General features: G+C 67.0%; 20 protein-coding genes. 6 read left to right on the top strand and 14 right to left on the bottom strand.

Translation table 11 applies throughout. The features are described from left to right. Positions 1-39 precede the first annotated feature (39 nt). The 3 genes from ACZ5TO_RS13880 to ACZ5TO_RS13870 are packed head-to-tail and all read left to right on the top strand — an operon-like array spanning position 40 to position 2,875. A complete protein-coding gene (locus tag ACZ5TO_RS13880) occupies positions 40-1,200 on the top strand; it encodes an ABC transporter permease (RefSeq protein WP_464798496.1) in 1,161 nt (386 codons plus the stop codon). After that, entirely contained in the window at positions 1,197-2,135 is a 939-nt protein-coding gene (locus ACZ5TO_RS13875; RefSeq protein ID WP_464798495.1) for an ABC transporter ATP-binding protein, read from the top strand. Before ACZ5TO_RS13880 ends, ACZ5TO_RS13875 begins: the two co-directional genes overlap by 4 nt. After that, positions 2,132-2,875, top strand: coding sequence for an ABC transporter permease (locus ACZ5TO_RS13870; protein ID WP_464798494.1), 744 nt, complete (start codon positions 2,132-2,134; stop codon positions 2,873-2,875). The genes ACZ5TO_RS13875 and ACZ5TO_RS13870 overlap by 4 nt, the downstream gene beginning before the upstream one ends. On the opposite strand, the gene ACZ5TO_RS13865 is transcribed toward ACZ5TO_RS13870, so the two are convergent. The 7 genes from ACZ5TO_RS13865 to ACZ5TO_RS13835 all read right to left on the bottom strand — a co-directional run bounded on the left by ACZ5TO_RS13865 (position 2,872) and on the right by ACZ5TO_RS13835 (position 10,055). Beyond that, complete coding sequence (locus tag ACZ5TO_RS13865) at positions 2,872-3,189, bottom strand: Dabb family protein (protein WP_464798493.1); 318 nt, start codon at positions 3,187-3,189, stop codon at positions 2,872-2,874. The two genes, ACZ5TO_RS13870 and ACZ5TO_RS13865, sit on opposite strands and share 4 nt — an antisense overlap. Before the next feature lie 8 nt (positions 3,190-3,197). Continuing rightward, the gene (locus ACZ5TO_RS13860) at positions 3,198-4,853 is read right to left on the bottom strand and encodes a GMC family oxidoreductase (RefSeq protein WP_464798492.1); all 1,656 of its coding nucleotides are present in this window, start codon (positions 4,851-4,853) and stop codon (positions 3,198-3,200) included. Positions 4,854-5,013: 160 nt separating this feature from the next. Next, complete coding sequence (locus ACZ5TO_RS13855) at positions 5,014-5,790, bottom strand: 3-ketoacyl-ACP reductase (RefSeq protein ID WP_464798491.1); 777 nt, start codon at positions 5,788-5,790, stop codon at positions 5,014-5,016. 7 nt (positions 5,791-5,797) lie between these two features. Next, complete coding sequence (locus tag ACZ5TO_RS13850) at positions 5,798-6,913, bottom strand: ABC transporter ATP-binding protein (protein ID WP_464798490.1); 1,116 nt, start codon at positions 6,911-6,913, stop codon at positions 5,798-5,800. Positions 6,914-6,917: 4 nt separating this feature from the next. Then, positions 6,918-7,799 (bottom strand): carbohydrate ABC transporter permease, encoded by an 882-nt coding sequence (locus ACZ5TO_RS13845; RefSeq protein ID WP_464798489.1) that lies wholly within the window; start codon positions 7,797-7,799, stop codon positions 6,918-6,920. After that, the gene (locus tag ACZ5TO_RS13840) at positions 7,796-8,677 is read right to left on the bottom strand and encodes a carbohydrate ABC transporter permease (RefSeq protein ID WP_184146041.1); all 882 of its coding nucleotides are present in this window, start codon (positions 8,675-8,677) and stop codon (positions 7,796-7,798) included. The genes ACZ5TO_RS13845 and ACZ5TO_RS13840 overlap by 4 nt, the downstream gene beginning before the upstream one ends. Before the next feature lie 166 nt (positions 8,678-8,843). Then, positions 8,844-10,055, bottom strand: coding sequence for an ABC transporter substrate-binding protein (locus ACZ5TO_RS13835; protein ID WP_464800396.1), 1,212 nt, complete (start codon positions 10,053-10,055; stop codon positions 8,844-8,846). Positions 10,056-10,429: 374 nt separating this feature from the next. Between ACZ5TO_RS13835 and ACZ5TO_RS13830 the strand changes: the two genes are divergently transcribed. Next, the gene (locus ACZ5TO_RS13830; protein WP_464798488.1) at positions 10,430-11,479 is read left to right on the top strand and encodes a LacI family transcriptional regulator; all 1,050 of its coding nucleotides are present in this window, start codon (positions 10,430-10,432) and stop codon (positions 11,477-11,479) included. Between the two features lie 218 nt (positions 11,480-11,697). Here the strand turns inward: ACZ5TO_RS13830 and ACZ5TO_RS13825 are convergent, their stop codons facing one another. Genes ACZ5TO_RS13825 through ACZ5TO_RS13805 form a run of 5 tightly spaced genes read right to left on the bottom strand, consistent with a single transcriptional unit; the run spans position 11,698 to position 17,614 of the window. Beyond that, positions 11,698-13,197 carry an aldehyde dehydrogenase family protein gene (locus ACZ5TO_RS13825; RefSeq protein WP_464798487.1) on the bottom strand — a complete coding sequence of 500 codons (1,500 nt, stop codon included), beginning with the start codon at positions 13,195-13,197 and terminating at the stop codon, positions 11,698-11,700. Continuing rightward, positions 13,197-13,973 carry an enoyl-CoA hydratase/isomerase family protein gene (locus ACZ5TO_RS13820; RefSeq protein WP_464798486.1) on the bottom strand — a complete coding sequence of 259 codons (777 nt, stop codon included), beginning with the start codon at positions 13,971-13,973 and terminating at the stop codon, positions 13,197-13,199. The genes ACZ5TO_RS13825 and ACZ5TO_RS13820 overlap by 1 nt, the downstream gene beginning before the upstream one ends. Then, complete coding sequence (locus ACZ5TO_RS13815; protein ID WP_464798485.1) at positions 13,966-15,558, bottom strand: acyl CoA:acetate/3-ketoacid CoA transferase; 1,593 nt, start codon at positions 15,556-15,558, stop codon at positions 13,966-13,968. Before ACZ5TO_RS13815 ends, ACZ5TO_RS13820 begins: the two co-directional genes overlap by 8 nt. A 17-nt stretch (positions 15,559-15,575) precedes the next feature. Then, the gene (locus ACZ5TO_RS13810; protein WP_464798484.1) at positions 15,576-16,577 is read right to left on the bottom strand and encodes a Gfo/Idh/MocA family protein; all 1,002 of its coding nucleotides are present in this window, start codon (positions 16,575-16,577) and stop codon (positions 15,576-15,578) included. Continuing rightward, positions 16,574-17,614, bottom strand: a complete 1,041-nt coding sequence (locus tag ACZ5TO_RS13805; protein ID WP_464798483.1) for a LacI family DNA-binding transcriptional regulator — start codon at positions 17,612-17,614, stop codon at positions 16,574-16,576. Before ACZ5TO_RS13805 ends, ACZ5TO_RS13810 begins: the two co-directional genes overlap by 4 nt. Before the next feature lie 380 nt (positions 17,615-17,994). Here ACZ5TO_RS13805 and ACZ5TO_RS13800 point away from each other — a divergent pair, with 380 nt between their 5' ends. Together ACZ5TO_RS13800 and ung are read left to right on the top strand one after the other, a co-directional pair. Further along, complete coding sequence (locus ACZ5TO_RS13800; protein ID WP_464798482.1) at positions 17,995-19,167, top strand: dihydrodipicolinate synthase family protein; 1,173 nt, start codon at positions 17,995-17,997, stop codon at positions 19,165-19,167. Between the two features lie 78 nt (positions 19,168-19,245). Beyond that, positions 19,246-19,941 (top strand): uracil-DNA glycosylase, encoded by a 696-nt coding sequence (gene ung, locus ACZ5TO_RS13795; protein WP_464798481.1) that lies wholly within the window; start codon positions 19,246-19,248, stop codon positions 19,939-19,941. Positions 19,942-20,081: 140 nt separating this feature from the next. On the opposite strand, the gene ACZ5TO_RS13790 is transcribed toward ung, so the two are convergent. Together ACZ5TO_RS13790 and ACZ5TO_RS13785 are read right to left on the bottom strand one after the other, a co-directional pair. Further along, positions 20,082-21,032, bottom strand: a complete 951-nt coding sequence (locus tag ACZ5TO_RS13790; protein ID WP_464798480.1) for a nucleoside hydrolase — start codon at positions 21,030-21,032, stop codon at positions 20,082-20,084. A 31-nt stretch (positions 21,033-21,063) separates the two neighbouring features. Then, complete coding sequence (locus ACZ5TO_RS13785) at positions 21,064-22,299, bottom strand: NAD(P)/FAD-dependent oxidoreductase (RefSeq protein ID WP_464798479.1); 1,236 nt, start codon at positions 22,297-22,299, stop codon at positions 21,064-21,066. Positions 22,300-22,345: the final 46 nt, after the last annotated feature.

Raw genomic sequence — 22,345 nt, 5'->3', positions numbered from 1 at the left:
TTCGCCCGCCGGGCGGAGGGCCATTCCCGAAAGGCGTTCATGACGTTGCGGATCGACAAGCTCGGCGTGGTGATCGCCGCATTGCTGGCCTACGGCGCCTTCGTGGCGCCGTTCGCCAATTTCAGGGCCAACCGCATCGTGCCGGGCGAGGCACGGACGATCCTTGAAGCGCTTCCCTCCGGCCTCGGCGCGGCGCTGCTCGTCTTCGTTGCCGTCTCCCTCGTCGTCATCGTCCTCAAGACGCCGACGCTCCTGCGGCTCGTGCTCGGCCTTGCCGCCACGCTGGCGCTTGCCCTCCTCATCGGCCTTGCCGCCCGGTACCTGACGCCGCCGGAAAATACCTATTCCCGCGTCGCGCCGGCCTCCGGCTTCTGGCTGACGAGCTTCGCCTTCGTGCTGCTGACGGCCGATGCGCTGACGCGGCTGAGGCTCTCGCCCCATGCCCGCATCGCTCTGCTGGCCGCCGTCGCGGCGGCCGCGGCGGGGCTCCTGCTCTCGGGCGCCTGGGACGGGCTGTCGATCCTCAAGGAATATGCGAGCCGCGCCGATACGTTCTGGCTGGAGGCGAGCCGGCATGTCGTGCTGGCGCTCGGCTCGCTGGCGGCCGCGACGCTTTTCGGCCTGCCGATCGGCATCCTCTGCCATCGGGTGGAGGCGCTACGGGCCGGCGTGCTCAATGTCCTCAACATCATCCAGACCATCCCCTCCATCGCGCTCTTCGGCCTCCTCATCGCCCCGCTCGGCTGGATCGCCGTCCATGTGCCGGGGGCGTCGGCCATCGGCATCCGCGGCATCGGTGCGGCGCCGGCCTTCGTCGCGCTCTTCCTCTATTCGCTGCTGCCGGTCGTCGCCAACACGGTGGTCGGCCTTGCCGGCGTGCCGCGCGATGCGAACGAGGCGGCGCGCGGCATCGGCATGACGGACCGGCAAAGGCTCTTCGGCGTGGAATTGCCGCTCGCCTTCCCGGTCATCCTCACCGGCATCCGCATCGTGCTGGTGCAGAATATCGGGCTTGCCACCATCGCTGCGCTCATCGGCGGGGGCGGCTTCGGCGTCTTCGTCTTCCAGGGCATCGGCCAGACGGCGATGGACCTCGTGCTGCTCGGCGCGGTGCCGACCGTGGCGCTCGCCTTCGCGGCAGCCGTCGTGCTCGACGCCGCCACCGAACTTTCCAATTCCAAACCCGGCAGGGCCGCATGATCGAGATCGAAGCCATCACCAAGCGCTACGGCGACACCACGGTCGTCGACGACGTCTCGATGACGATCGCGCCGCACACGATCACCGTCATCGTCGGCACCTCCGGTTCCGGCAAGACGACGCTGATGCGCATGATCAATCGCCTCGTCGAGCCGAGCGCGGGCACGATCCGCATCGACGGCGCGGACAACCATGCCATTCCCGGCCACGAACTGCGCCGGCGGATCGGCTACGCCATCCAGGGCCACGGCCTCTTTCCCCACCGCACGGTCGCGCAGAACATCGCGACGGTCCCCACCCTGCTCGGCTGGGAGAGGGCCCGCATCGACGCCAAGGTCGAGGAGCTCCTGTCGCTCTTCCAGCTCGATGCCGCCGCCTTCGGCCCGCGCTACCCGCACGAGCTTTCCGGCGGCCAGCAGCAGCGCGTGGGCGTTGCCCGGGCGCTTGCCGCCGAGCCGAACATCCTCCTGATGGACGAGCCCTTCGGCGCGCTCGACCCGGTCATCCGCGCCAAGGCGCAGGACGATCTGCTGGCGATCCAGAGGCATTTCGGCACCACCATCGTCCTCGTCACGCACGACATGGAGGAGGCCTTCCACCTTGCCGACAAGATCGCCGTCATGGACAAGGGGAAGATCGTGCAATACGCCGCGCCGGAAGAAATGCTGGTGAACCCGGCCACCGATTTCGTCGAGACGCTGATCGGCGCCGGCGAGCGGCCGTTCCGACTGCTGTCCGTCGGCACGGCCGGCGAGGCTGCCGAGGCCGGCACCGCCGATGGTGAGCCGCTTGCCGCCGATGCCAGCCAGCGCGATGCGCTCTCGGCCCTCCTCTGGTCGGGGCGGGATGCCCTGCCGGTCGTCGGCGCGGATGGAGTGCCCATCGGCCGCGTCACGCTTGCCGGTCTTGCCCGCCGCGCCGCGAGGCCGCAATGAGGCGTTTCCTGCCCAATCTCCTGCGGCTGGCGACGCTCGCCGTCCTCGTCGTCTTCCTCTTCAGGCCGGAATTGTTCGAGCCGCTTTTGAAGCCGCTGGTGCAGGCCAATGCCCCCGCCATCTACAACCAGGGCAGCCTGCTCTCGCTGACGCTGTCGCACCTTGCCACGGTCTTCGCCGCGACGTTTGCCGCGACCATCGTGGCGGTGGGGCTTGCCATCCTCGTCACGCGGCCCATCGGCGCGGAATTCCTGCCGCTCTCGCGCAGCCTCGTGAATATCGGCCAGACGTTCCCGCCCGTCGCCGTGCTGGCGCTTGCCGTTCCGGCCGTCGGCTTCGGCGAGAAGCCGACGCTGATCGCGCTCTTCCTCTACGGCCTCCTGCCGATTTTCGAAAATGCCATGACCGGGCTTTCCACCCTGCCGCCCGCCATCGTCGAGGCGGCGCGCGGCACGGGCATGACGGGCTGGCAGCGGCTCACCAAGGTGGAGATGCCGCTCGCCCTGCCGGTGGTGCTCGCCGGTATCCGGCTTTCCGTCACCATCAGCCTTGCGACGGCCACCATCGGCTCGACGGTGGCGGCCAAGACCCTCGGCGAGGTCATCATCGCCGGCCTGCAATCCAACAACCTTGCCTTCGTGCTGCAGGGCGGCCTTGTCGTCGCCGTGCTGGCGGTGCTGATCTACGACGCCTTTTCCGCGCTGGAGCGCGTGTTGGCGCGCCGAGCGGGCCGAGGCTAGTCGTCGGTTTCCAGGTCGTAGACGAGGATACCTGCAATGCCGCCTTCGGCCGCGGCGACGAGGCGCGCGCCCGTCTCCCTGTGCTCCGGGTCCGCCAGATAGGCATCCCGCGAGAAACTGTCCTCGAAATCGACGATGAAGCCGTCGGCAAAGCCCTTGTCCATGCCCTCCTCGGGGCTGACATTGGTGCCGATATGCACGGCGGCCATGCCCGGAAGACGGTCCTTCAGGGCATCGATCTCGTTGAAGAGCTCGGCCTTGTAGGCGGCGGAGATGGTCGGCTTGAAACGGATGAAGACGCAATGGCGGATCATGGCTTCTCCTATCGGACGTTGGCGCGGGCACGCGGGCGCGTGTCGTTGCGCTCGTATTGGAACACCTGGGCCGGCAGCGCCGGCAGGCCGCGGATGATGTCGGCGCCCTTCTCGCCCACCATGATGGTCGGCGCATTGGTATTGCAAGAGGGAACGCGCGGCATGACGGAACTGTCGCAGACGCGCAGCCCGTCAAGTCCATGCACTTTCAGGTCCAGCCCGACCACGGCATCCGATCCCATCCCCATCTTGCAGGTGCCGACCGGATGGTGGTCGGTCTTGGCATTGGCGCAGCCGTAGTCGAAGAGGTCCTCGTCGGTGACGACCTTCGACCCCGGCAGGCGCTCGGCCAGGACGAAGGGCTTCAGCGCGGCCTGTTGCATGATCTCGCGGGCGATCTTCAGGCCCTCGATCGACATCTTCCGGTCGTGCGGGTCTTCCCAGTAGTTCGGGTCGATCAGCGGCGCGGCGGCAGGATCGGCAGAGGCGAGGCGCACCGTGCCGCGCGAACGGGGATGCAGGTAGGCCGAGTTCAGCGTCACGCCGGCATTCCTCAGCCTTTCGACGCCCGCCTCGATGCCCGAGCCGAGGCCGAGATGGAACTGGATGTCCGGCGAACGGGCATCCGGATCGGCATACCAGAAGCCGCCCGTCTCGAAGAGCGAGGAGGCGACGGGGCCGGAGCGGAACAGCACATATTCGAGGCCGGCCCAGAGCGTGCGGTGCAGCTTCGCCACGCCGTCATAGGTGTGGTCGCCGGTGCATTCGCAGATGACGAAGAGGTCGAGATGGTCCTGCATGTTGGAGCCGACGCCCGGCAGGTCGTGCCTCACCGGAACGCCCACGGATTTCAGGTGTTCGGCCGGGCCGATGCCCGATTGCAGGAGCAGCTTCGGCGAGCCGATGGCGCCGGAGGTGACGAGCACCTCGCGCTCCGCCCGGATCGTCTCGGCGCCATTGCCCGTCACCACTTCGACGCCCACGGCGCGCGTTCCCTCCAGCAGGATGCGGGCGACGCGGGCGCCGGTGCGGATCGTCAGGTTCTTCCGGTCCCTGATCGGCGAGAGATAGGCGAGCGAGGCGGAGGAGCGGCGGCGGTTCCTCTGGGTGAGCTGATAGAAGCCGACGCCCGCCTGTTGGCGGCCGTTGAAATCGGGGTTGTAGGGAATGCCGAGTTCCTGCCCGGCGCGGATATAGGCATCGCAGATCGGCAGGGCCGAGACCGGCATGGAGACGCCGAGCGGCCCGCCATAGGCGTGGTAGTCGTCGGCAAAGCGCTGGTTGTCCTCCGCGCGCTTGAAATAGGGCAGCACCTCCCGGTAGCTCCAGCCCTCGCAGCCGTCCTCGCTTGCCCACAGGTCGTAGTCCGCCGCATTGCCGCGGGTATAGAGCTGCGCGTTGATCGAGGAACCGCCGCCGATGACTTTCGCCTGCGTATAGCGCAGCACGCGGCCCTTCATGTGCTTCTGTGGCACGGTCTCCCAGCCCCAGCTCGCCACGCCCTTCGTCATCTTGGCAAAGCCCGCCGGCATGTGGAACAGCGGGTTCCAGTCCCCGCCGCCGGCCTCGAGCAGCAGCACCCGCACGGAAGAGTCTTCCGAAAGCCGGTTCGCCAGCACGCAGCCGGCGGGGCCTGCGCCGGTGATGATGTAGTCGTAGGTCATTGCGTGTTCCTCAAGAATGCGTCGCTCGTTGCGCCGGGGTCGCCCCTCATCCGCCTGCCGGCACCTTCTCCCCGCAAGCGGGGCGAAGGGGTTTGCCGTGCCCTCTCGTCTCCCTCGCCCCGCTTGCGGGGAGAGGGCGGGGTGAGGGGCGCTCCCTCTCTCAAAGCCGCCCGATCGACAGTCCGCCGTCGAGGTTGATCACCGAGCCGGTGGCGAAGGCGAATTTGCCGGCGGCAAGTGCTGCTGCGGCGGCGCCGATGTCGTCCGGCTCGCCCCAGCGCCTCATCGGCACCAACCCGTCTTCGATCAGCGCGTCGTATTTCGCCGAGACGCCGGCCGTCATGTCAGAGCGGATGATGCCGGGGCGGATCTCGAAGACGGAGATGCCGGTCTCCGCCAGCCGGACCGCCAGTCCCTGGCTGAAGGCCGCTAGCCCCGCCTTGGTCATGCAATAGTCGAGCCGCTCGGGCGAGGTAAAGCCCGCCGAGACGGAGGTGATGTTGATGATCGCGCGCGGGCCCGCCGCCTTCTGCCGCAGCATCGCTTTCAACACGGCCTGCGTGAAGAAGACGGTGCCGCGCAGGTTGGTGGCGACGATGGTGTCGAAATTCTCCGGGAGGAGGTCGAGGAAATCGCCGCGCACGACCGAGGCGATGCCGGCATTGTTGACGAGGCAGGAAATGGTCCCGAGCCGATCCTCCACGGCCGCGACGGTCGCCGCATGGCCGGCAATATCCGCAAGGTCGCCCTCCAGGTAGATCGCCCGCCCGCCATGGGCGGAAAGGCCGGCGAGCATCGCGTCCGTCGCCGCATCGCCCGCGCCGATGCCGGTGATCGCGATGTCGAAGCCTTCCGCCGCGAGCGCCCGGGCGATGCCGAGGCCGATGCCGCGGCGGCCTCCGGTGACGATGGCGACGGGACGGGGCGGGCGCGTCATGGCCGGCTCACGCGATGCGAAGCTGGCTTGCGGGATCGAAGAACACCGCCTTGTCGAGGTTGAAGGCAAGGCGCGCCGTCTGGCCGGCGGTGATGGGCACGTCCGCGCGCAGGCGCGCGACGATCTCCTTGCCGCCGAGATTGGTGACGGCGAAGGTGTCGGCGCCGGCCGGCTCCACCACCTCGATCAGGCAGTCCCCTTCCGCCACGGTGCGCGCATTGCGGTCCGCGCCGTCCGGGTCGGTCAGCGCCTCCGGGCGGATGCCGAAGATCACTTCCTTGCCGGCATAGGCGGAAAGGTTGCCAGGCGCGTGCGGCACGGCGAGCACCAGCGGTTCGGCCTCGTGGCGGGCGAGCGAGACGGCAAGCCCGGTCCCGTTGCCCTCGACCCTGCCCTTGAGGAGGTTCATGGCGGGCGAACCCATGAAGTCGGCGACGAAGGTGTTGGCCGGGTTGTTGTAGATTTCCGAGGGCGAGCCGAACTGCTGGAGCACGCCGTCCTTCAGCACGGCGATCTTGCTGGCGAGCGTCATCGCCTCGATCTGGTCGTGCGTCACATAGACGATGGTGGTCTTCATGCGATGGTGCAGGCGCTTGATCTCCGTGCGCATGTCGACGCGAAGCTTCGCGTCGAGGTTGGAGAGCGGCTCGTCGAAGAGGAAGAGCTTCGGGTCGCGCACCAGCGCCCGGCCCATGGCGACGCGCTGGCGCTGGCCGCCGGAGAGCTGGCCGGGCTTGCGCTCCAGCAGGTGGCCGATCTGCAGCATGTCGGCGACCTGCCTGATCGCCCTGTCGCGTTCCTCCTTCGGCACGCCGCGAATCTCCATGCCGAAGGCGATGTTCCCGGCGACCGTCATGTTCGGGTAGAGCGCATAGGACTGGAAGACCATGGCGATATCGCGCTTGGAGGGGTGCAGACCGGCGACCGAGCGGCCGTCGATGGCGATGTCGCCGGAGGTGATCGGCTCCAGCCCGGCGATGGTGTTGAGCAGCGTGGACTTGCCGCAGCCGGAGGGGCCGACGAGCACGAGGAAGCCGCCCTCTTCGATCTCCAGATTGATGTCCTTCAGGATTTCGAGCGCGCCGTAGGACTTGCGCAGGTTGCTGATCTTGAGGAACGACATGAGGCTATCCTTTCACGGCGCCGGACATCAGGCCGCGCACGAAATAGCGTCCGGAGACGATGTAGACGATGAGGGTGGGCAGCGCCGCCAGGATCGCGCCCGCGAAGTGGACGTTGTATTCCTTCACGCCGGTGGAGGAGGAGACGAGGTTGTTGAGCGCCACGGTCATCGGCGTCGTCGCCGCGCCGGAGAAGGAGGCGCCGAACAGGAAGTCGTTCCAGATATTGGTGAACTGCCAGATGACCGAGACGACGATGATCGGCCCGGAGGAGGGCAGGAGGATGCGGTAGAAGATCTGGAAGAAGCTCGCCCCGTCGATCTGCGCCGCGCGCACCAGCTCGGTCGGGAAGTTTTCGTAATAGTTGCGGAAATAGAGCGTCGTGAAGCCGATGCCGTAGACGACATGGACGAGGATGAGCCCCCAGAGCGAGCCGGCAAGCCCCAGCATGCCGAGGATGCGGGCCATCGGGATCAACACGATCTGGAACGGGATGAAGCAGGAGAGAAGCAAAAGGCCGAAGAAGACGTTCGAGCCCCGGAACTGCCATTTCGTCAGCACGTAGCCGTTGAGCGCGCCGATGACGGTGGAGATGGCGACGGCCGGCACGACCATCAGGATGGAATTGATGAAGAAGGGGCGAAGGCCGGTCGGCTGCACGCCGATCTGTGCGGTCGACCAGGCGGAAAGCCACGGCTCGACGGTCCACACCTTCGGCAGGTTCAGCATGCCGCCCTGGCGGATTTCTTCGAGCGGCTTCAGCGAGTTCACCAGCATCACGTAGAGCGGCAGCAGGTAGAAGACCGCAAAGAGGATGAGCGCGGCATAGATGAGCGCGCGCGTCAGGCGGCCGTGCGAGATGATGTTGTCGGGGCTTTGCGCGCTCATCGGCCTTTGCCTCCGCGGATCTCGGAATAGAGGTAGGGGATGATGATCGAGAAGATCATGACCAGCATGATGATCGCCGAGGAGGCGCCGATGCCCATCTGGTTGCGGGTGAAGGTGTAGGAATACATGAAGGTCGCCGGAAGCTCGGTCGCCTGTCCCGGCCCGCCGCCCGTGAGCGCCACGACGAGGTCGTAGGCCTTGATGGCAAGGTGCGCCAGGACGACGAAGGCGGAGAGGAACACCGGGCGCATCAGCGGAATGATGATGCGGCGGTAGATGGTGGCCGTCGTCGCGCCGTCGATCTGCGCGGCCTTGATGATCTCGTTGTCGACGCCGCGAAGGCCGGCGAGGAACATGGCCATGACGAAGCCGGACGATTGCCACACGGCGGCGAGCACCAGGCAATAGATGGCGTAGTTGCGGTCCTTGATCCAGTTGAAGGAGAAGCTCTCCCAGCCCCACAGGTGCATGGTGTTCTCAAGGCCGATGCCGGGGTCGAGGAACCATTTCCAGGCCGTGCCCGTGACGATGAAGGACAGCGCCATCGGATAGAGGTAGATCGGCCGCAGCAGGCCTTCGGCGCGGATCTTCTGGTCGAGCAGGATGGCGAGCGAAAGGCCCAGCACCGAGCAGATGGCGATGTAGAGCGAGGCGAAGATCGCAAGGTTGGAGATCGCCCGCCACCAGTGCGGCAGCGCCCAGAGCTTGGTGTAGTTGCTCAACCCCACGAAGTTGTAGGAGGGCAGCATCTTGCTGTCCGTCAGCGACAGGAAGCCCGTATAGGCGATGAAGCCGTAGACGAAGACGAGCACGATGAGAAAACTGGGCGCCAGCACGAGCTTCGGCAAAAGCTCCTGCAGCCGGCTTCGGCTATCCATGGTCGTTACCACCGTTTTTGTGTTTGGTCGGCGACGGGGCCGCGCCCCTCATCCGCCTGCCGGCACCTTCTCCCCGCAGGCGGGGAGAAGGGTTATGCCGTGACCTCTCCATCTCCCTCTCCCCGTTTACGGGGAGAGGGCCGGGGTGAGGGGCAGCCTCGTTCGCTTACTTCGCAGCCTCGACGGCGGCCTTGAGTTCCGTGACGGCTTCCTCGGAGGAAAGCTCGCCGTTGAACTCGCGCGTCACGACGTCGTAGATGGCGTTCTTGACGGCGGCCGGGTTGGCGTGGCCGTGCGCCATGGAGCCCATCAGCGTGCCGTTGGCATTGGCTTCCGCAAGGTCCTTGATGGCCTTCTTGCCGCAATCGTCGAAGGCTTCGTCGGAGACGTCCGTGCGGGCCGGGGCCGAGCCCTTGACCACGTTGAAGGCCGACTGGAAAGTCGGGCTCTCGATGGCCGAGGCCATGGTGAGCTGGGCCGGAACCTTGTCTTCCGAAACCTTGAACATCGCGAACTGGTCGGAGTTGAAGGTGACGGAGCCCTGCGTTTCCGGATAGCGCATGCAGACGAAGTCCGTGCCCGGCTTCTTGCCGGCCTTGATGAATTCGCCCTTCGCCCAGTCGCCCATGAACTGCACGCCGGCCTTGCCCTCGATGACCATGGCGGAAGCAAGGTTCCAGTCGCGGCCCGAGAAGTTGTCGTCGACATAGGTGCGCAGCTTCGTCATGCGGTCGAAGGCTTCCTTCATCTTGTCGCTGCCGAGCGTGTCGGGATCGAGGTCGATGAAGGCCTTCTTGTAGAAGTCGTTGCCGAGCGAGAGCACGACAGCGTCGAAGATCGTGGCATCCTGCCAGGGCTGGCCGCCATGGGCGATCGGCGTGATGCCCTGTGCCTTGAAGTTGTCGAGCAGGGCGATGAGCTCGTCCCAGTTCGCCGGCTCCTTGCCGCCCGCCTTGTCGAGCGCGGCCTTGTTGATCCACATCCAGTTGGTGGAGTGGACGTTGACCGGCGCGGCGATCCAGTGGCCGTCATACTTGGAGAACTGCTGGAGGGCCGTCGGGATAACCTTGTCCCAGCCTTCCTTGGCGGCGACTTCGTCAAGGTTGCCGAGCGCGCCTTCCTTGGCCCAGTCGAGAATGTCGAAGCCGAGCATCTGCACGGCGGTCGGCGCGTTGCCGGCCGTGACGCGGGCGCGCAGCACCGTCATGGCCTCCGTGCCGCCGCCGCCGGCGACCGGCATGTCGGTCCAGGTGATGCCCTTGGATTCGAGGTCCTTCTTGAGCACGTCGAGGGCTGCGGCCTCCCCGCCCGAGGTCCACCAGTGCAGGACCTCGACGTTTTCCGCAGCGTGGACGATTGTCCCGCCCATGCCCATCATCGTCACCGCTGCGATCGCGGTGGTTGTCAGAAACTTGCGCATCGTTTTCCTCCCGTTTGCAAGTTTTCGGGCGGAAGCTTCCTTCCGCCAATCTCCCCGAGGCCCTGAGGGGCATCGGAATTCCGTTCTTGGCTCAAAGCGCCGGGCCAATTTAAAACGTTGTAAATTTGCGAAGTCAAGCCGGGACGGCCGGCAACGGGGCCTCTTTGCATAAACGCGGTAAATTGGGGTGATACCGGCATATTTCCGTACTGATCGGCCTTTGTGCAATGCACGGAAAACGTTTTAAATTCTGTGCGGCGCAAGATTGCCGAACGGGCGGCGCGCCGATATGGTGTCGCGCATCGCCTGCCGCCATCCGAAGAAGCGTATCCGTGTCCCGCATCGAAAAGCCCGCCGACAGTGAACCCGCCCGCAGCCCCCGCGCCGGCAAGCCGACGCTGAAGACCATTTCGGAAATCACCGGGCTTGCGATCACCACGGTCTCGCGCGCGCTCGGCAATGCGCCGCAGATCTCCGAGGCGACGCGCCGGCGCGTCCACGCGGTCGCCGCCGAGATCGGCTACCTGCCGGACCGCGCCGCCCAGCGCCTCAAGACCGGCCGCACCAACGTCATTTCCGTGCTGCTCGATCCGCACGAGGAAATCCTCGGCTTCGGCACGTCCGTCATGCACGGCCTTGCGCGCGCGCTCCAGGCGACGCCCTACCATCTCATCGTCACGCCGAACTTCCTCGACGGCAGCAATGTCGAAGCGGCCAACTACATCATCCGCAACGGCATGGCGGACGGCCTCATCTTCTCGCGCACCGAGCCCTTCGATCCGCGGGTGCGGCTGCTGCTGGAGAACGGCTTTCCCTTCGTCACGCATGGACGGACGGAGTTTTCCACGCCGCATGCCTTCGTCGACTACGACAATTTCGCCTTCGCCTATGCCGCGACGCGGCGTCTCATCCAGAAGGGCCGGCGCAAGGTCACGATCATCCTGCCGCCGAAGCGCCTCACCTTCTACCAGCACATGCTGCACGGCTTCATGACCGCGGTGCGCGAGGCCGGGGCCGCCTACGAGATCCCGGAAGGTCTCGACCTCGACAGCCCTGCCGACATGATCCGCGACTATGTGCGCCGGCGCAGCGGCGAAGCCGATCCGCCGGACGGCTTCACCTGTCCCGGCGAGGTCTCGGCGCTCGCCACCATCACCGGCATGAGCGACAACGGCCTTGTCCTCGGCGGGCAATACGACATCGTCGCCAAGCAGACCTCGCGGCTCCTCAGCCAGATCCAGCCGAAGGTCGAGACCATCTACGAGGACCTCACCGCCGCCGGCGAGGCCATGGGCCGCCTGCTGCTGCGGCGCATCGCCGGAGAGGCGGTGGAGGAACTGACGTTGCTGCAAGGTCCGCAGCTCGGGTTTCCGGTGGTGTAGGGCAGGGGATTCGCCACTTGCCGATCTCCCCCCTTGTGGGGGAGATGCCCGGCAGGGCAGAGGGGGGTGATCCCACACGCTCCGACCGTCCAAACTTGCCGCACCCTCGCCACCCCCCTCTGTCGCCTTTGGCGACATCTCCCCCACAAGGGGGGAGATCGGCCGGAGCTTGCCGCGCCGTTCCGCCCTCTTGTTCAGGGTGAGGGAAATGCTTCGCCTCATCGCGGCATCCACCAGCCGGTGCGCGCGCCGATATGCATGTTGAGCGTCTTGGTCTCGGTATAATCCTCCACGGCATGGCGGCCAAGTTCGCGGCCGAGGCCGGACTGGCGGTAGCCGCCGAAGGGGAGCTCCGAGGCGCCGTCCATGAAGGTGTTCATCCAGACCGTGCCGGCGCGCACCCTGCGGCCGATGGTCAGGCACGTATCGAAGTCGCGGCTCCAGACGCCGGCCGATAGGCCGTAGTCGATGGCATTGGCGATGCGGATCGCCTCGTCCGTCGTCTCGAAGGTCAGCACCGAGAGCACCGGGCCGAACACTTCCTCGCGGGCGACCGCCATGTCCGGGGTCACGCCGGAAAGGATCGTCGGGGCCATGAACTGGCCGAGGCCGAGATCGAGCGCCGCCCCGCCGAGCGCCACCGAGGCGCCGGCTTTTGCCGCGCCGTCGACATAGCCGCCGATCTTCTCGAGGTGCTGCGGCGTGATGATCGCGCCGACCTGTGTCGCCGGGTCGAGCGGATCACCGACCTTCACCTTTTTCGACAGGTCCGCGATGCGCGCCGTCATCTCGTCCGCGATGGATTTGTGCAGGATCAGCCGCGAGCCGGCATTGCAGCATTCGCCGGCATTGAAATAGGCGCCGAACACGGCGGCGTCGACGAAGGCGTCGAGATCGGCGTCGGGGAAGACGATCTGCGGGTTCTTGCCGCCGAGTTCCAGCGAGACCTTCTTCAGGGTCTGCGCGGCATTGGCCATGGTGAGGCGGCCGACGCCGGTGGAGCCGGTGAAGGAGACCATGTCGACATCCGGATGCGTCGTCATCACGCTGCCGACTTCCGGCCCGGTGCCGGTGAGGATGTTGACGACGCCCGCCGGAACGCCCGCCTCGATAAGGATCTCGCCGAGCACCAGCGTGGAGCCGGAGGTCAGCTCCGAGGGCTTTACAACCGCCGTGCAGCCGGCGGCGAGCGCGAAGGGCAGCTTCTGGCTGACGATCAGGAAGGGGAAGTTCCATGGCGTGATGATGGAGACGACGCCGATGGCCTCGCGCAGCACGACGCCGAGTGTGCCCTGCCCAAGCGTGTTGTAGCTCTCGCCATGGAGGTCGCGGGCAAGCGCCGCCGCATAGCGCCAGATATCGGCCGCGCCGGCAAGCTCGCCCTTCGCCTGGCTGATCGGCTTGCCGCTCTCGATGCAATCGAGGAAGGCAAGGTCGTCGGCGCGCGCGGCGATGATATCGGCGGCCTTGAGCAGGATATTGGAGCGTTCGGCGCCCGTCATGTGCGGCCACGGCCCGTCGTCGAAGGCCTTTCGCGCGGCGGCGATGGCACGCCCGGCATCGGCTTTCGTGCCCGCCGGGTAGCGGCTGACGGTGACGCCGTGGCCAGGCGCGACGCGCTCGATGACATCGCCCGCGCCTTCCGTCCAGACGCCGTCGATCAGCATGCGGAAATCGCGTGCCGTGAAATCGGTGAGGGGCTTCACATGCGCGGTCATCACCAGTCTCCCTTGAACTCTGCGGGGCGCTTCTGCGTGAAGGCGGCAACGCCCTCCTTGAGGTCGCCGGTCTTGGCGACGAGGATGGAGCCGAGCGCTTCCACCGCCGCGCCGTTGTCCTCGCCGTTCGCCACCGCGATCATCAGCTTGGACACTTCCGTCGCCGCCGGCCCGCGCGCGGCGATGCGCGCCGCATAGGCCTTCGCGGCTTCGACGGCCGTTCCCGTTCCGACGACCCTGTCGACGATGCCGAGTCTTTCGGCTTCCGCCGCCGTCAGCACCTCGCCGCCGAGCAGCATGCGGCGCACGGCCTGCGCGCCGAAGCGTTTCACCAGCCGCTGCGTGCCGGACCAGCCGGGCACCATGCCGAGGCCGGCTTCCGGCAGGCCGATCTTCACCTGTTCTTCCGCGATGCGGATATCCGCCGCCGCCGCCAGTTCCAGCCCGCCGCCGAGCGCATGGCCGTTGACGGCGGCGATCAGCGGCATGCGCAGCGTCGCCAGCCGCTCAAAGACGCGATGGCCAAAGCGCACCCAGGCATGGCCGAATTCATTGGCTTCCATGCCCGCCCAGGCGCGGATGTCCCCGCCCGCGGAGAAGGCCTTGCCCTCGCCGGTGAGGATGGCGACACGCACGGCGGTATTCGCCTCGATCCCGTCGCAAGCCGCCGACAGCGCCTTCAGCATGTCGATGTCGAAGGCGTTCAGTTTTTCCGGCCGCGCGACGGTGATCGTCGCGATGGCGCCTTCGACGGTCGTGCGGATGCGCTCAGCCATGATGGCCTCCCGTCGCCAGCGTCAGGCCGATCGGCGCGTCGTTGAAGAGCGCGGCGTCCATCACCTTCAGGTCCGGCGAAACGATCAGCGGGAATTCCGACTGGTCGAGGATATGGGTTTGCAGGTCGGCGCCGGGCGCGATCTCCGTGAGCGTGATGCCCTCGGGCGTCAGCTTCAGGACGCAGCGCTCGGTGACATAGGTGATGTCCTGCCCCTGCGCGACGCCGCGCGGGCCGGAGAAGGTGACGTGCTCGACCGCGTTGACGAGCTTCTTCAGCTTGCCTTCCTTCCCGATGACGAGCCTGCCGCCCTCGACGGCGAGCTTGGCGCCGGCATTGAACATGCCGGAGAAGACGATCTTTTTCGCCCGTGCGGTGATGTCGACGAAGCCGCCGCAGCCGGCCGTCACATGCGGGCGGAAGGCGAGCTTCGAGACGTTCACCGAGCCGTCCCTGCCGATCTCGAGGAAGGAGAGGAGCGACGCATCGAAGCCGCCGCCCTGGAAATAGGTGAACTGGTAGGGCGAGGGCATGAAGGCATCGGCATTGGAGGCGCAGCCGAAGGCGAAGTCGAGCAGCGGCACGCCGCCGACCGCGCCCTGCTCGATCACCCAGGTGACGGCCCCGTGCAGGCCCTCTTCCATGAGAATGCGCGGCACGTTGGCGGAAATGCCGAAGCCGAGGTTGACGGCGCTGCCGGCCGAAAGCTCCTGTGCCACCCGGCGGGCGATGACCTTCTGGATGTTGAACTTCGGCACGCGGAAACTGTCGAGCGGGCGAAAGATCTCGCCGGAAATGGCGGGGTCGTAGAGCGTCTGCGTCGTCTGCTTCTGCTCCGGGTCGACCACGATGTAATCGACCAGCACGCCGGGCACGCGCACGTCATGCGGCTTCAGCGAGCCCTCCTTGGCGATGCGCTTGACCTGCGCGATGACGATGCCGCCGTTGTTGCGGGCGGCGAGCGCCTGGTCGAGCCCGCCGAGGGTAGCGCCCTCGTGCTCGTAGGTGAGGTTGCCGCGCTCGTCCGCCGTGGTCGCGCGGATGATCGCGACCTCAGGCGCAATCGCCTTGAAATAGAGCCAGTCCTCGCCGGCGAAGGCGATCTTCTCCACCACCGGCTCGGCGACGGCGGATGCATTCATCGCGCAGCCCTCGCGGCGCGGATCGACGAAGGTGTCGAGGCCGACCTTGGTGATGACGCCGGGACGCTTTGCTGCGGCCTCGCGGTGCATGTCGAAGAGGATGCCGGAGGGGATGTTGTAGGCCGCGACCTCGTCATTGCCGATCATCTGCCAGATCAGCGGCGGCTCGGCGGAGGAGGGACCGGAAGGATAGGAGCCGGCAAGGATCTTCTTCAGGAGCCCCTTCTTCGCAATATGGTCGACGCCCTTGATGCCGCTCATGTCGCCGGCGGCGATGGGGTGCAGCGTCGTGAGGTTTTGCGGGTGCCCGGTCTCCTCGAACCGCTCGCCGATCGCCTTCAGCGTCAGGTCCGGGCAGCCGAGGCCGGAGGAGGAGGAGACCGAAACGACGGCGCCGTCCGGGATGAGGTCTGCGGCCTGGCGCGGGGTGATGTGCTTGCTCATGGTTCTTCCGTCGTCTTTCAAAGGCCCGGCGTCACGTTCACCGTGCCGCCGGTGCGCGCCGCTTCCATCGCCGCAAGGCCGGTCGCCAGCGACCAGACGCCGTCCTCGCCCGTGCAGAGCGGCTCGCCCTTGCCGGCAATGGCCGCATCTAAGGCGGCAAGCGTCGTCTCGTAGAGGTTGCGGTGGTCGAGCGTCAGGTCTTCCTCGCCGGCGGCGGTGCGCAGCGTCACGGTGCCGCCCGGCTTCTGGATCATGCAGTTGCGGGCGATCAGCGAGCCCTCGCTGCCGTGCACCTCGAAGCCGGTCACGGCATAAGGCGTGGTGAAGCCGTCGTGGAACTGGGCGATGAGGCCGGATTTGAAGCGCATCGCACCCATCGCCGCATCCTCCAGCCCGCTTTTGGCCATGCCGCTTTCCTGGCCGAAGGCGATCACCTCGACCGGATCGTCGCCGAGCACGAAGCGCAGCGCATCCGTGTCATGCACGGTGATGTCGAGGATGACCCCACCGCCGGCCTCCGGCCTGTCGAGCCGCCAGCCCTGAAGATGCGCCGGTAAGAGGCCGGCATGGCAGACGCGGGCGGCGAGCGGGCGGCCGATCCTGCCGGCCGCGATGGCGTCGCGCATCGCCCGGTGCGTCGCCGCCCCGCGCAGGTGATGGTTCGTCGCCATGACGACGCCGGCCTCCTTTGCCGCCTTCACCATGGCGCGGGCATCGTCGAGCGAGGTGGCGAGCGGCTTTTCGCAGAGGATGTGCTTGCCGGCCTTCGCTGCGGCGAAAACCTGGTCGCGGTGCAGCTCGTTCGTCGTGGAGATGTAGACAGCGTCCACTTCCGGATCGTTCACGAGGTCGTCGAGCGACGTCACCGCCTTGGGAATCGCATGATCGTCCGCATATTTGCGGCCGCGCTCGGCGCTGGTGCTCATCACCGAGACGATCTCGCCGCCGACGGCGCGGATCGCGTCGATCACCCATTCATGGGCGATCGTGCTTGCTCCGATCAAACCCCATCGCGTCATACCGATTTCCTCCCGGTTTTCAGGCCGGCGCCGCAGCTCTGGCGCACGACGAGGCGCACGGAGCCGACGATGGCCTCGGGCTCCACCCGGCCCGCATTGATCTGTTTCAAGAGCAGTTGCGCCGCCCGCCGGCCCATGCCCTGCGGGTCGACGGACACCGTCGTCAGCGCCGGCACGGCGGTCTCGGCCTCGATCACGTCGTCGAAGCCGACCACGCCGAAGTCGCGGCCCGGCTCCATGCCGGCCGCGCGCAGCCCGTCGCAGACGCCGAAGGCGGCCGCGTCGTTGAAGCAGAGCGCAGCGGTCGGCCGGTCGGGAACGAGAAGCGCCCGCTCGATGGCGGCGACGCCCCCGGCGCGCGAGGCCGTGGTACCGATGACGAGCGCATCCGGCGCCTCCAGCCCGGCTTCGGCCAAGGCATCGCGCCAGCCGGCGACGCGTTCGCCGAAGACCGTGGTGTTGGCTATCCCGCCGAGGAAGGCGATGCGGCGGTGGCCGAGCGAGACGAGGTGGCGCACCGCATCCTTCGCGCCGGCATGGTTGTCGGAGGAAAGGCTCGAGACCTTCGCGCCGACGACGTTGCGCACCACGGCGACGACGGGAATGCCGCTCGCGGCAAGCGGCTTCAGGTCCGCCGCCTCGGTGCCGCGGGCGGGCGAGAGGATGAGGCCGGAAATGCCGTGCTCGCGCATCGAGGCGATGACCTCGCGCTGGCGGTCGACGCTTTCGGCGGAGTTGGAGAGGAACTGCACGTAGCCGGCCGACTGCATGACCATGTCCATGCCGACGGCAAGCTCGGCGAAGAAGGAGTTGGTGAGGTCGTTGACGATGATGCCGATGATCCGCGAAGAGGCAGACTGGCGCAGGTTCGCCGCGCCGCGGTTGTAGACATAGCCGAGCTCGCGGATGACCGCGTTCACCTTCGCCCGCGTCGCCTCGTTGACGAGCGGGCTTGCCTGCAGGACGAGCGAGACGGTCGACTTCGATACGCCGGCGGCGCGTGCAATATCGACAACGGTCACCCGGCCCTTGTTCACGGTCGTTCCTCCCTGGGCGGGGCTTGGTTTTCCCGCTTGCTGGTGGAGAGTTAATTGGATCGTTCCAAATTTGTCAAGCGGGTTTTGATCGAGCCGCGGAGCGGGCATTGCTCGTTTATTTGCTGCAGCACACCACCTCTCCTCCGTCATGCTCGGGCTTGACCCGAGCATCCATGCTCCCAGATACGGTAGTGCGAAGGTGTGGATCCTCGGGTCAAGCCGAAGGATGACGATGGAGGGTGGGGTGGGTCGGGCAGGATTGCCGTAACCGCCCGCCTTTCGGTTTTGACTGAGGCGTCACAATTGTAGGCGCGTCAAAATCACCCTTGAAATTTGGAACGATCTAAATTATTCCCTCCGAAACCCACCGGGAGGATGCCATGCCGATCAGCCTTTTCCTGCCGCATGCCGATGGCGGCGTCGAAGCCTATGCGCTCACAGGCACGCCCACCCCGCGCCCCGCCGCCGTGCCGCGTTTCAGCCGCATCGCCTATGCGGCGGCCCATGTGGTCTCCGATCCGCGCCGCGATACGCGGCTGTGGGAGCGGCCGGCAATCGACTGGGATGCGACCCTCAAATTCCGTCATCACCTCTGGTCGCTCGGCTTCCGCATCGCCGAGGCGATGGACACGGCGCAGCGCGGCATGGGGCTCGACTGGTCCGGCGCGCAGGAGCTGGTCCGCCGCTCGCTCGCCGAGGCGAGGACGGTGCCGGGCGCCGATCTCGCCTGCGGCGCGGGCACCGATCACCTGGACCCCACCGGCGCCCGCTCGCTGGACGACGTGATCCGCGCCTATGAGGAGCAGGTCGGTTTTGTCGAGAAGCACGGCGGCCGGGCGATTATGATGGCGAGCCGCGCGCTTGCCCGCGTCGCGGCCTCGCCAGACGATTACCGCAAGGTCTATGGCCGCATCCTCGGCCAGGCGAAGGACAAGGTCGTGCTGCACTGGCTCGGCGCCATGTTCGATCCGCAGCTTGCCGGCTATTGGGGCGCCAGGGATTTCGATGCGGCGCTGGAGACGGTGCTGTCGATCATCGAGGAGAACCGCGGCAAGGTCGAGGGCATCAAGATCTCGCTGCTCGACAATGCGAAGGAAGTGGCGCTGCGCGACCGGCTGCCGGAAGGCGTGCTGTGCTTCACCGGCGACGATTTCAACTATGCCGGACTGATCGAGGGCGACGGGCGGAAATACAGCCACGCTTTGCTCGGCATCTTCGATGCGGTGGCGCCGCAGGCCTCGCGGGCGCTCGCCGCGCTTGCGGCCGGTGATACCGCCGCCTTCCGCGCGGTCATCGAGCCCACCGTGCCGCTGTCGCGAAAAATCTTCGAGGCGCCGACGCAATATTACAAGGCGGGCGTCGTGTTCCTCGCCTGGCTGAATGGCCATCAGGACCATTTCACCATGCCGGCCGGTCTGCAGTCCGCCCGCGGCGTCCTGCATTATGCCGATGTCTTCCGCCTTGCCGACCGGGCGAATGTGCTCGACAGGCCGGAATTGGCCACCCGGCGCATGAGAAGCCTGATGACGGTGCTCGGTGTAGCACAGGATTAGCTGTGGATGACCGGCGGTTCTGCCGGTCCATGCCGCTTTCCGGCGCTAAACTCCCGCCCTGACGGAAGGGAGCGGACGATGACGGCAAGCGAAGTGAAGATCGGCGAAAGCTGGAAGGCGCCGCTGGCGGCGGAATTTTCCGATCCCTACATGGCGGACCTCAAGCGCTTCCTCCTCGAACAGAAGCAGGAGGGGCGGCGCATCTTCCCGAAGGGGGCGGAATATTTCCGCGCGCTCGACCTGACGCCGCTCGACGAGGTGCGCGTCGTCATCCTCGGGCAGGATCCCTATCACGGCGAAGGGCAGGCGCACGGGCTCTGCTTTTCCGTGCAGCCGGGCGTGCGCATCCCGCCGTCGCTTGTCAACATCTACAAGGAAATGCAGGAAGACCTCGGCATCCCGCCGGCCCGCCACGGCTTCCTGGAGCATTGGGCAAAGCAGGGCGTCCTTCTCCTCAACAGCGTGCTGACGGTGGAGATGGGCCGCGCCGCCTCACACCAGGGACGCGGTTGGGAGCGCTTCACGGATGCCGTCATCCGCGCGGTCAACGAGCAGGAAAAGCCCGTCGTCTTCATCCTCTGGGGCTCCTACGCGCAGAAGAAAGCCGCCTTCGTCGACCGCAGCCGCCACCTCGTCCTGCGCTCGCCCCATCCCTCGCCGCTCTCCGCGCACAACGGCTTCTTCGGCTCGCGGCCGTTCTCCAAGGCGAATGCGTTTCTCGTGGAGCACGGGCGCAAGCCCATCGACTGGCAATTGCCGGCGGTGGTGGAGTAGACAGTCCGAAATAGCCCCTCATCCCCCTGCCGGGACCTTCTCCCCGTAAACGGGGAGAAGGAGGAAAGCGGCGCGGCCAGCGTTCCTCGCCCCGCTTGCGGGGAGAGGATGCCGGCAGGCAGGTGAGGGGCAACTTCCGCTCAGCGCACCAGCGTCTCGTCCAGCAGCGCCATCACCTTTTCCGCGTCGATGCCGATGCAGGCGTGCTGGCTGGGCAGGCCGTCCCAGTTGCCGGGCGGGAAGCTGCGGGCGTCGGGCTTCTGGATCGTCTGGCCGTCGGCGATGCCACCGCAGACGACGCGGATCGCGCCGCTGCGCGTTTCGAAGAGTTCGGGGGCGACGAGGTAGATGCAGGCGCAGCTATCGTGCACCACCATGCCCTCGCCCTCCACATGCCGGCCGTAGAAGTCGATGTAGAACTGCGAGACGGCGGAGAGCAGCTTGAGGTTCCTGCCGTTCTGCGCGGTGAGTTCGGCAAGGCGCCTGCGCGTCATCACCGTCTTCATGGTCACGTCGAGGCCGACGACGACCACCTTCCACGGCGCTGTCATCACCGCGTCGGCGGCTTCCGGGTCGCCGTGGATATTGGCCTCGGCGGCGGGCGTGATGTTGCCGGGCACGTCGAAGGCGCCGCCCATGATGATGACCTGCTTGACGAGGCCGGCGATCTCCGGGTCCTCCTTCAGCGCATAGGCAAGGTTCGACATGCGCCCGACGGCGATCAGCGTCACCTCGCCGGGGTTCGCCCGCACGGTCTCGATGATGAAGCGGTGCGCCGGGCGCGGGTCGACCGGCAGGTCGATCGCCTCCGGCACGTCGATATTGCCGAGCCCGTCATGGCCGTGGATCATCACCGGCCAGTCGGTGGGGTTGCGCATCGGGTTGTAGGTCTTGCCCTCGCCGCGCGCGACGGGGGCGGCAATGCCCCATTCGCGCTTGAGGAACAACGCGTTGCGCGTCGTCGTCTCGATGGCGGCATTGCCGAAGACGGTGGTGATGCCGATGAGGTCGATTTCGGGGTGGTTGTGCAGGAAAAGCAGCGCCATGGCGTCGTCGACGCCGGGGTCCGTGTCAAAAATGACCTTGTGCATGTTCGTCTTTCTATGGTGATGGGCGACCCGCTTACTGGAAGCGAGCGATGGAGAAGGGGGCGAGCGCGCTGTCGTCCTCGCCGGAAATGAGCCGGGCGACGTGGCGTCCGGTGGTGGCCGAGAGCGTCAGGCCGAGATGGCCGTGGCCGAAGGCGAAGGCGACGCGCGGGTCGCGCGGATGAAGGCTGATGACGGGAATGGAATCCGGCGTCGAGGGCCGGCGGCCCATCCATTCCGTGCCGCCTTCTTCCTGAAGGTCCGGCACGTAGCGGCGCATCCTCCGGCGCATGGCGGCGGCGCGCCTGTAGTTGGCCGGCGCGTCCGGGGAGGCGAGCTCCACCGCCCCGCCGATGCGCAGCGCGTTCTCGAAGGGCGTTGCGACGAAGCCGTGCTCGGAGAAGAAGACCGGCATGTCCAGCACGGTCGAAGGGTTCATGAAGGTCGTGTTGTAGCCGCGCTCCGTTTCGAGCAGCACCTTCAGGCCGAGATCGGCGACGAAGCGGCGCGACCAGACGCCGGCCGCGACGACGAGCCGGTCGAAGATGAACTCGCGCCCGCCCTCCGTGCGCACCGCGATGCCGTTCTCCCGCTGGCCCACCGCGGCGACGTTGGCGTCGGTGAAGGCCTCCCGCTCGCGCAGCGCGGCCTGCAGCCGGCGCAGGAAGGTCAGCGGATATTCGAAGGTCTTGTAGCCGTCGTTGAAGACGGCGCCGGCGAAGGGGCCTTGGAGGGCCGGCACGCGGCGGCGGGCCTCCTCGGCATCCAGCGTCTCGACATTGCAGCCGATCAGCTTCGCATTCTCGGTCTCATGGGCGAAGACCCTGTCGCGGGCGGCAAGGCTGTCGAAGACGGTGAGCGCGCCGGTGTCGCGCATATGGCCGGAAACGCCGGCAAGCGCGCCGAGGCGCACATGGTCGGCCTCGGCGGTCTTCATGAGGAAGAGCATCGCCGCGCGGCTTTCAGCCGCCTTGCCCGGCCGGGCGGAGAAGAGGAATTTCATGAGCCAGGGCGTCAGGGCGGGCAGATCCTGCCAGCGGACGGTGAGGGGGCCGAGCGGATCGAGCAGCCATTTCGGCACGGAAAGCAGCATGTCGGGCCGGGCGAGCGGATCGATTTCCGGCACGGCGAGGATGCCCGCATTGCCGACGGAGGCCGGCAGGCCGCCGGCATCGCGCTCCAGCACGGTAACGCTGTGGCCCTGTTCCAGAAGATGGAGCGCTGTGGCGCAGCCCATCAGGCCGCCGCCGACGATACCGATATGCGCCATGCCGTCCCGTTGTCGTTCGTGTCGTTGTTGCGGCCGCAGAGGCCGG

It is taken from the genome of Shinella sp. Sh6 (assembly GCF_055392685.1).
The sequence above is the reverse complement of the archived record's forward strand: the minus strand, read 5'-3'. Positions and strand labels throughout refer to the sequence as shown.

Bases quoted from the DNA above. Each gene is read 5' to 3' on its own strand.
- ACZ5TO_RS13840 (WP_184146041.1), bottom strand. From the start codon at position 8,677: ATGGATAGCCGAAGCCGGCTGCAGGAGCTTTTGCCGAAGCTCGTGCTG.
- ACZ5TO_RS13855 (WP_464798491.1), bottom strand. From the start codon at position 5,790: ATGACGCGCCCGCCCCGTCCCGTCGCCATCGTCACCGGAGGCCGCCGC.
- ACZ5TO_RS13880 (WP_464798496.1), top strand. From the start codon at position 40: ATGACGTTGCGGATCGACAAGCTCGGCGTGGTGATCGCCGCATTGCTG.
- ACZ5TO_RS13810 (WP_464798484.1), bottom strand. From the start codon at position 16,577: ATGACGCGATGGGGTTTGATCGGAGCAAGCACGATCGCCCATGAATGG.
- ACZ5TO_RS13800 (WP_464798482.1), top strand. From the start codon at position 17,995: ATGCCGATCAGCCTTTTCCTGCCGCATGCCGATGGCGGCGTCGAAGCC.
- ACZ5TO_RS13870 (WP_464798494.1), top strand. From the start codon at position 2,132: ATGAGGCGTTTCCTGCCCAATCTCCTGCGGCTGGCGACGCTCGCCGTC.
- ung (WP_464798481.1), top strand. From the start codon at position 19,246: ATGACGGCAAGCGAAGTGAAGATCGGCGAAAGCTGGAAGGCGCCGCTG.
- ACZ5TO_RS13815 (WP_464798485.1), bottom strand. From the start codon at position 15,558: ATGAGCAAGCACATCACCCCGCGCCAGGCCGCAGACCTCATCCCGGAC.
- ACZ5TO_RS13845 (WP_464798489.1), bottom strand. From the start codon at position 7,799: ATGAGCGCGCAAAGCCCCGACAACATCATCTCGCACGGCCGCCTGACG.
- ACZ5TO_RS13850 (WP_464798490.1), bottom strand. From the start codon at position 6,913: ATGTCGTTCCTCAAGATCAGCAACCTGCGCAAGTCCTACGGCGCGCTC.
- ACZ5TO_RS13865 (WP_464798493.1), bottom strand. From the start codon at position 3,189: ATGATCCGCCATTGCGTCTTCATCCGTTTCAAGCCGACCATCTCCGCC.
- ACZ5TO_RS13820 (WP_464798486.1), bottom strand. From the start codon at position 13,973: ATGGCTGAGCGCATCCGCACGACCGTCGAAGGCGCCATCGCGACGATC.
- ACZ5TO_RS13835 (WP_464800396.1), bottom strand. From the start codon at position 10,055: ATGATGGGCATGGGCGGGACAATCGTCCACGCTGCGGAAAACGTCGAG.
- ACZ5TO_RS13825 (WP_464798487.1), bottom strand. From the start codon at position 13,197: ATGACCGCGCATGTGAAGCCCCTCACCGATTTCACGGCACGCGATTTC.
- ACZ5TO_RS13860 (WP_464798492.1), bottom strand. From the start codon at position 4,853: ATGACCTACGACTACATCATCACCGGCGCAGGCCCCGCCGGCTGCGTG.
- ACZ5TO_RS13875 (WP_464798495.1), top strand. From the start codon at position 1,197: ATGATCGAGATCGAAGCCATCACCAAGCGCTACGGCGACACCACGGTC.
- ACZ5TO_RS13790 (WP_464798480.1), bottom strand. From the start codon at position 21,032: ATGCACAAGGTCATTTTTGACACGGACCCCGGCGTCGACGACGCCATG.
- ACZ5TO_RS13785 (WP_464798479.1), bottom strand. From the start codon at position 22,299: ATGGCGCATATCGGTATCGTCGGCGGCGGCCTGATGGGCTGCGCCACA.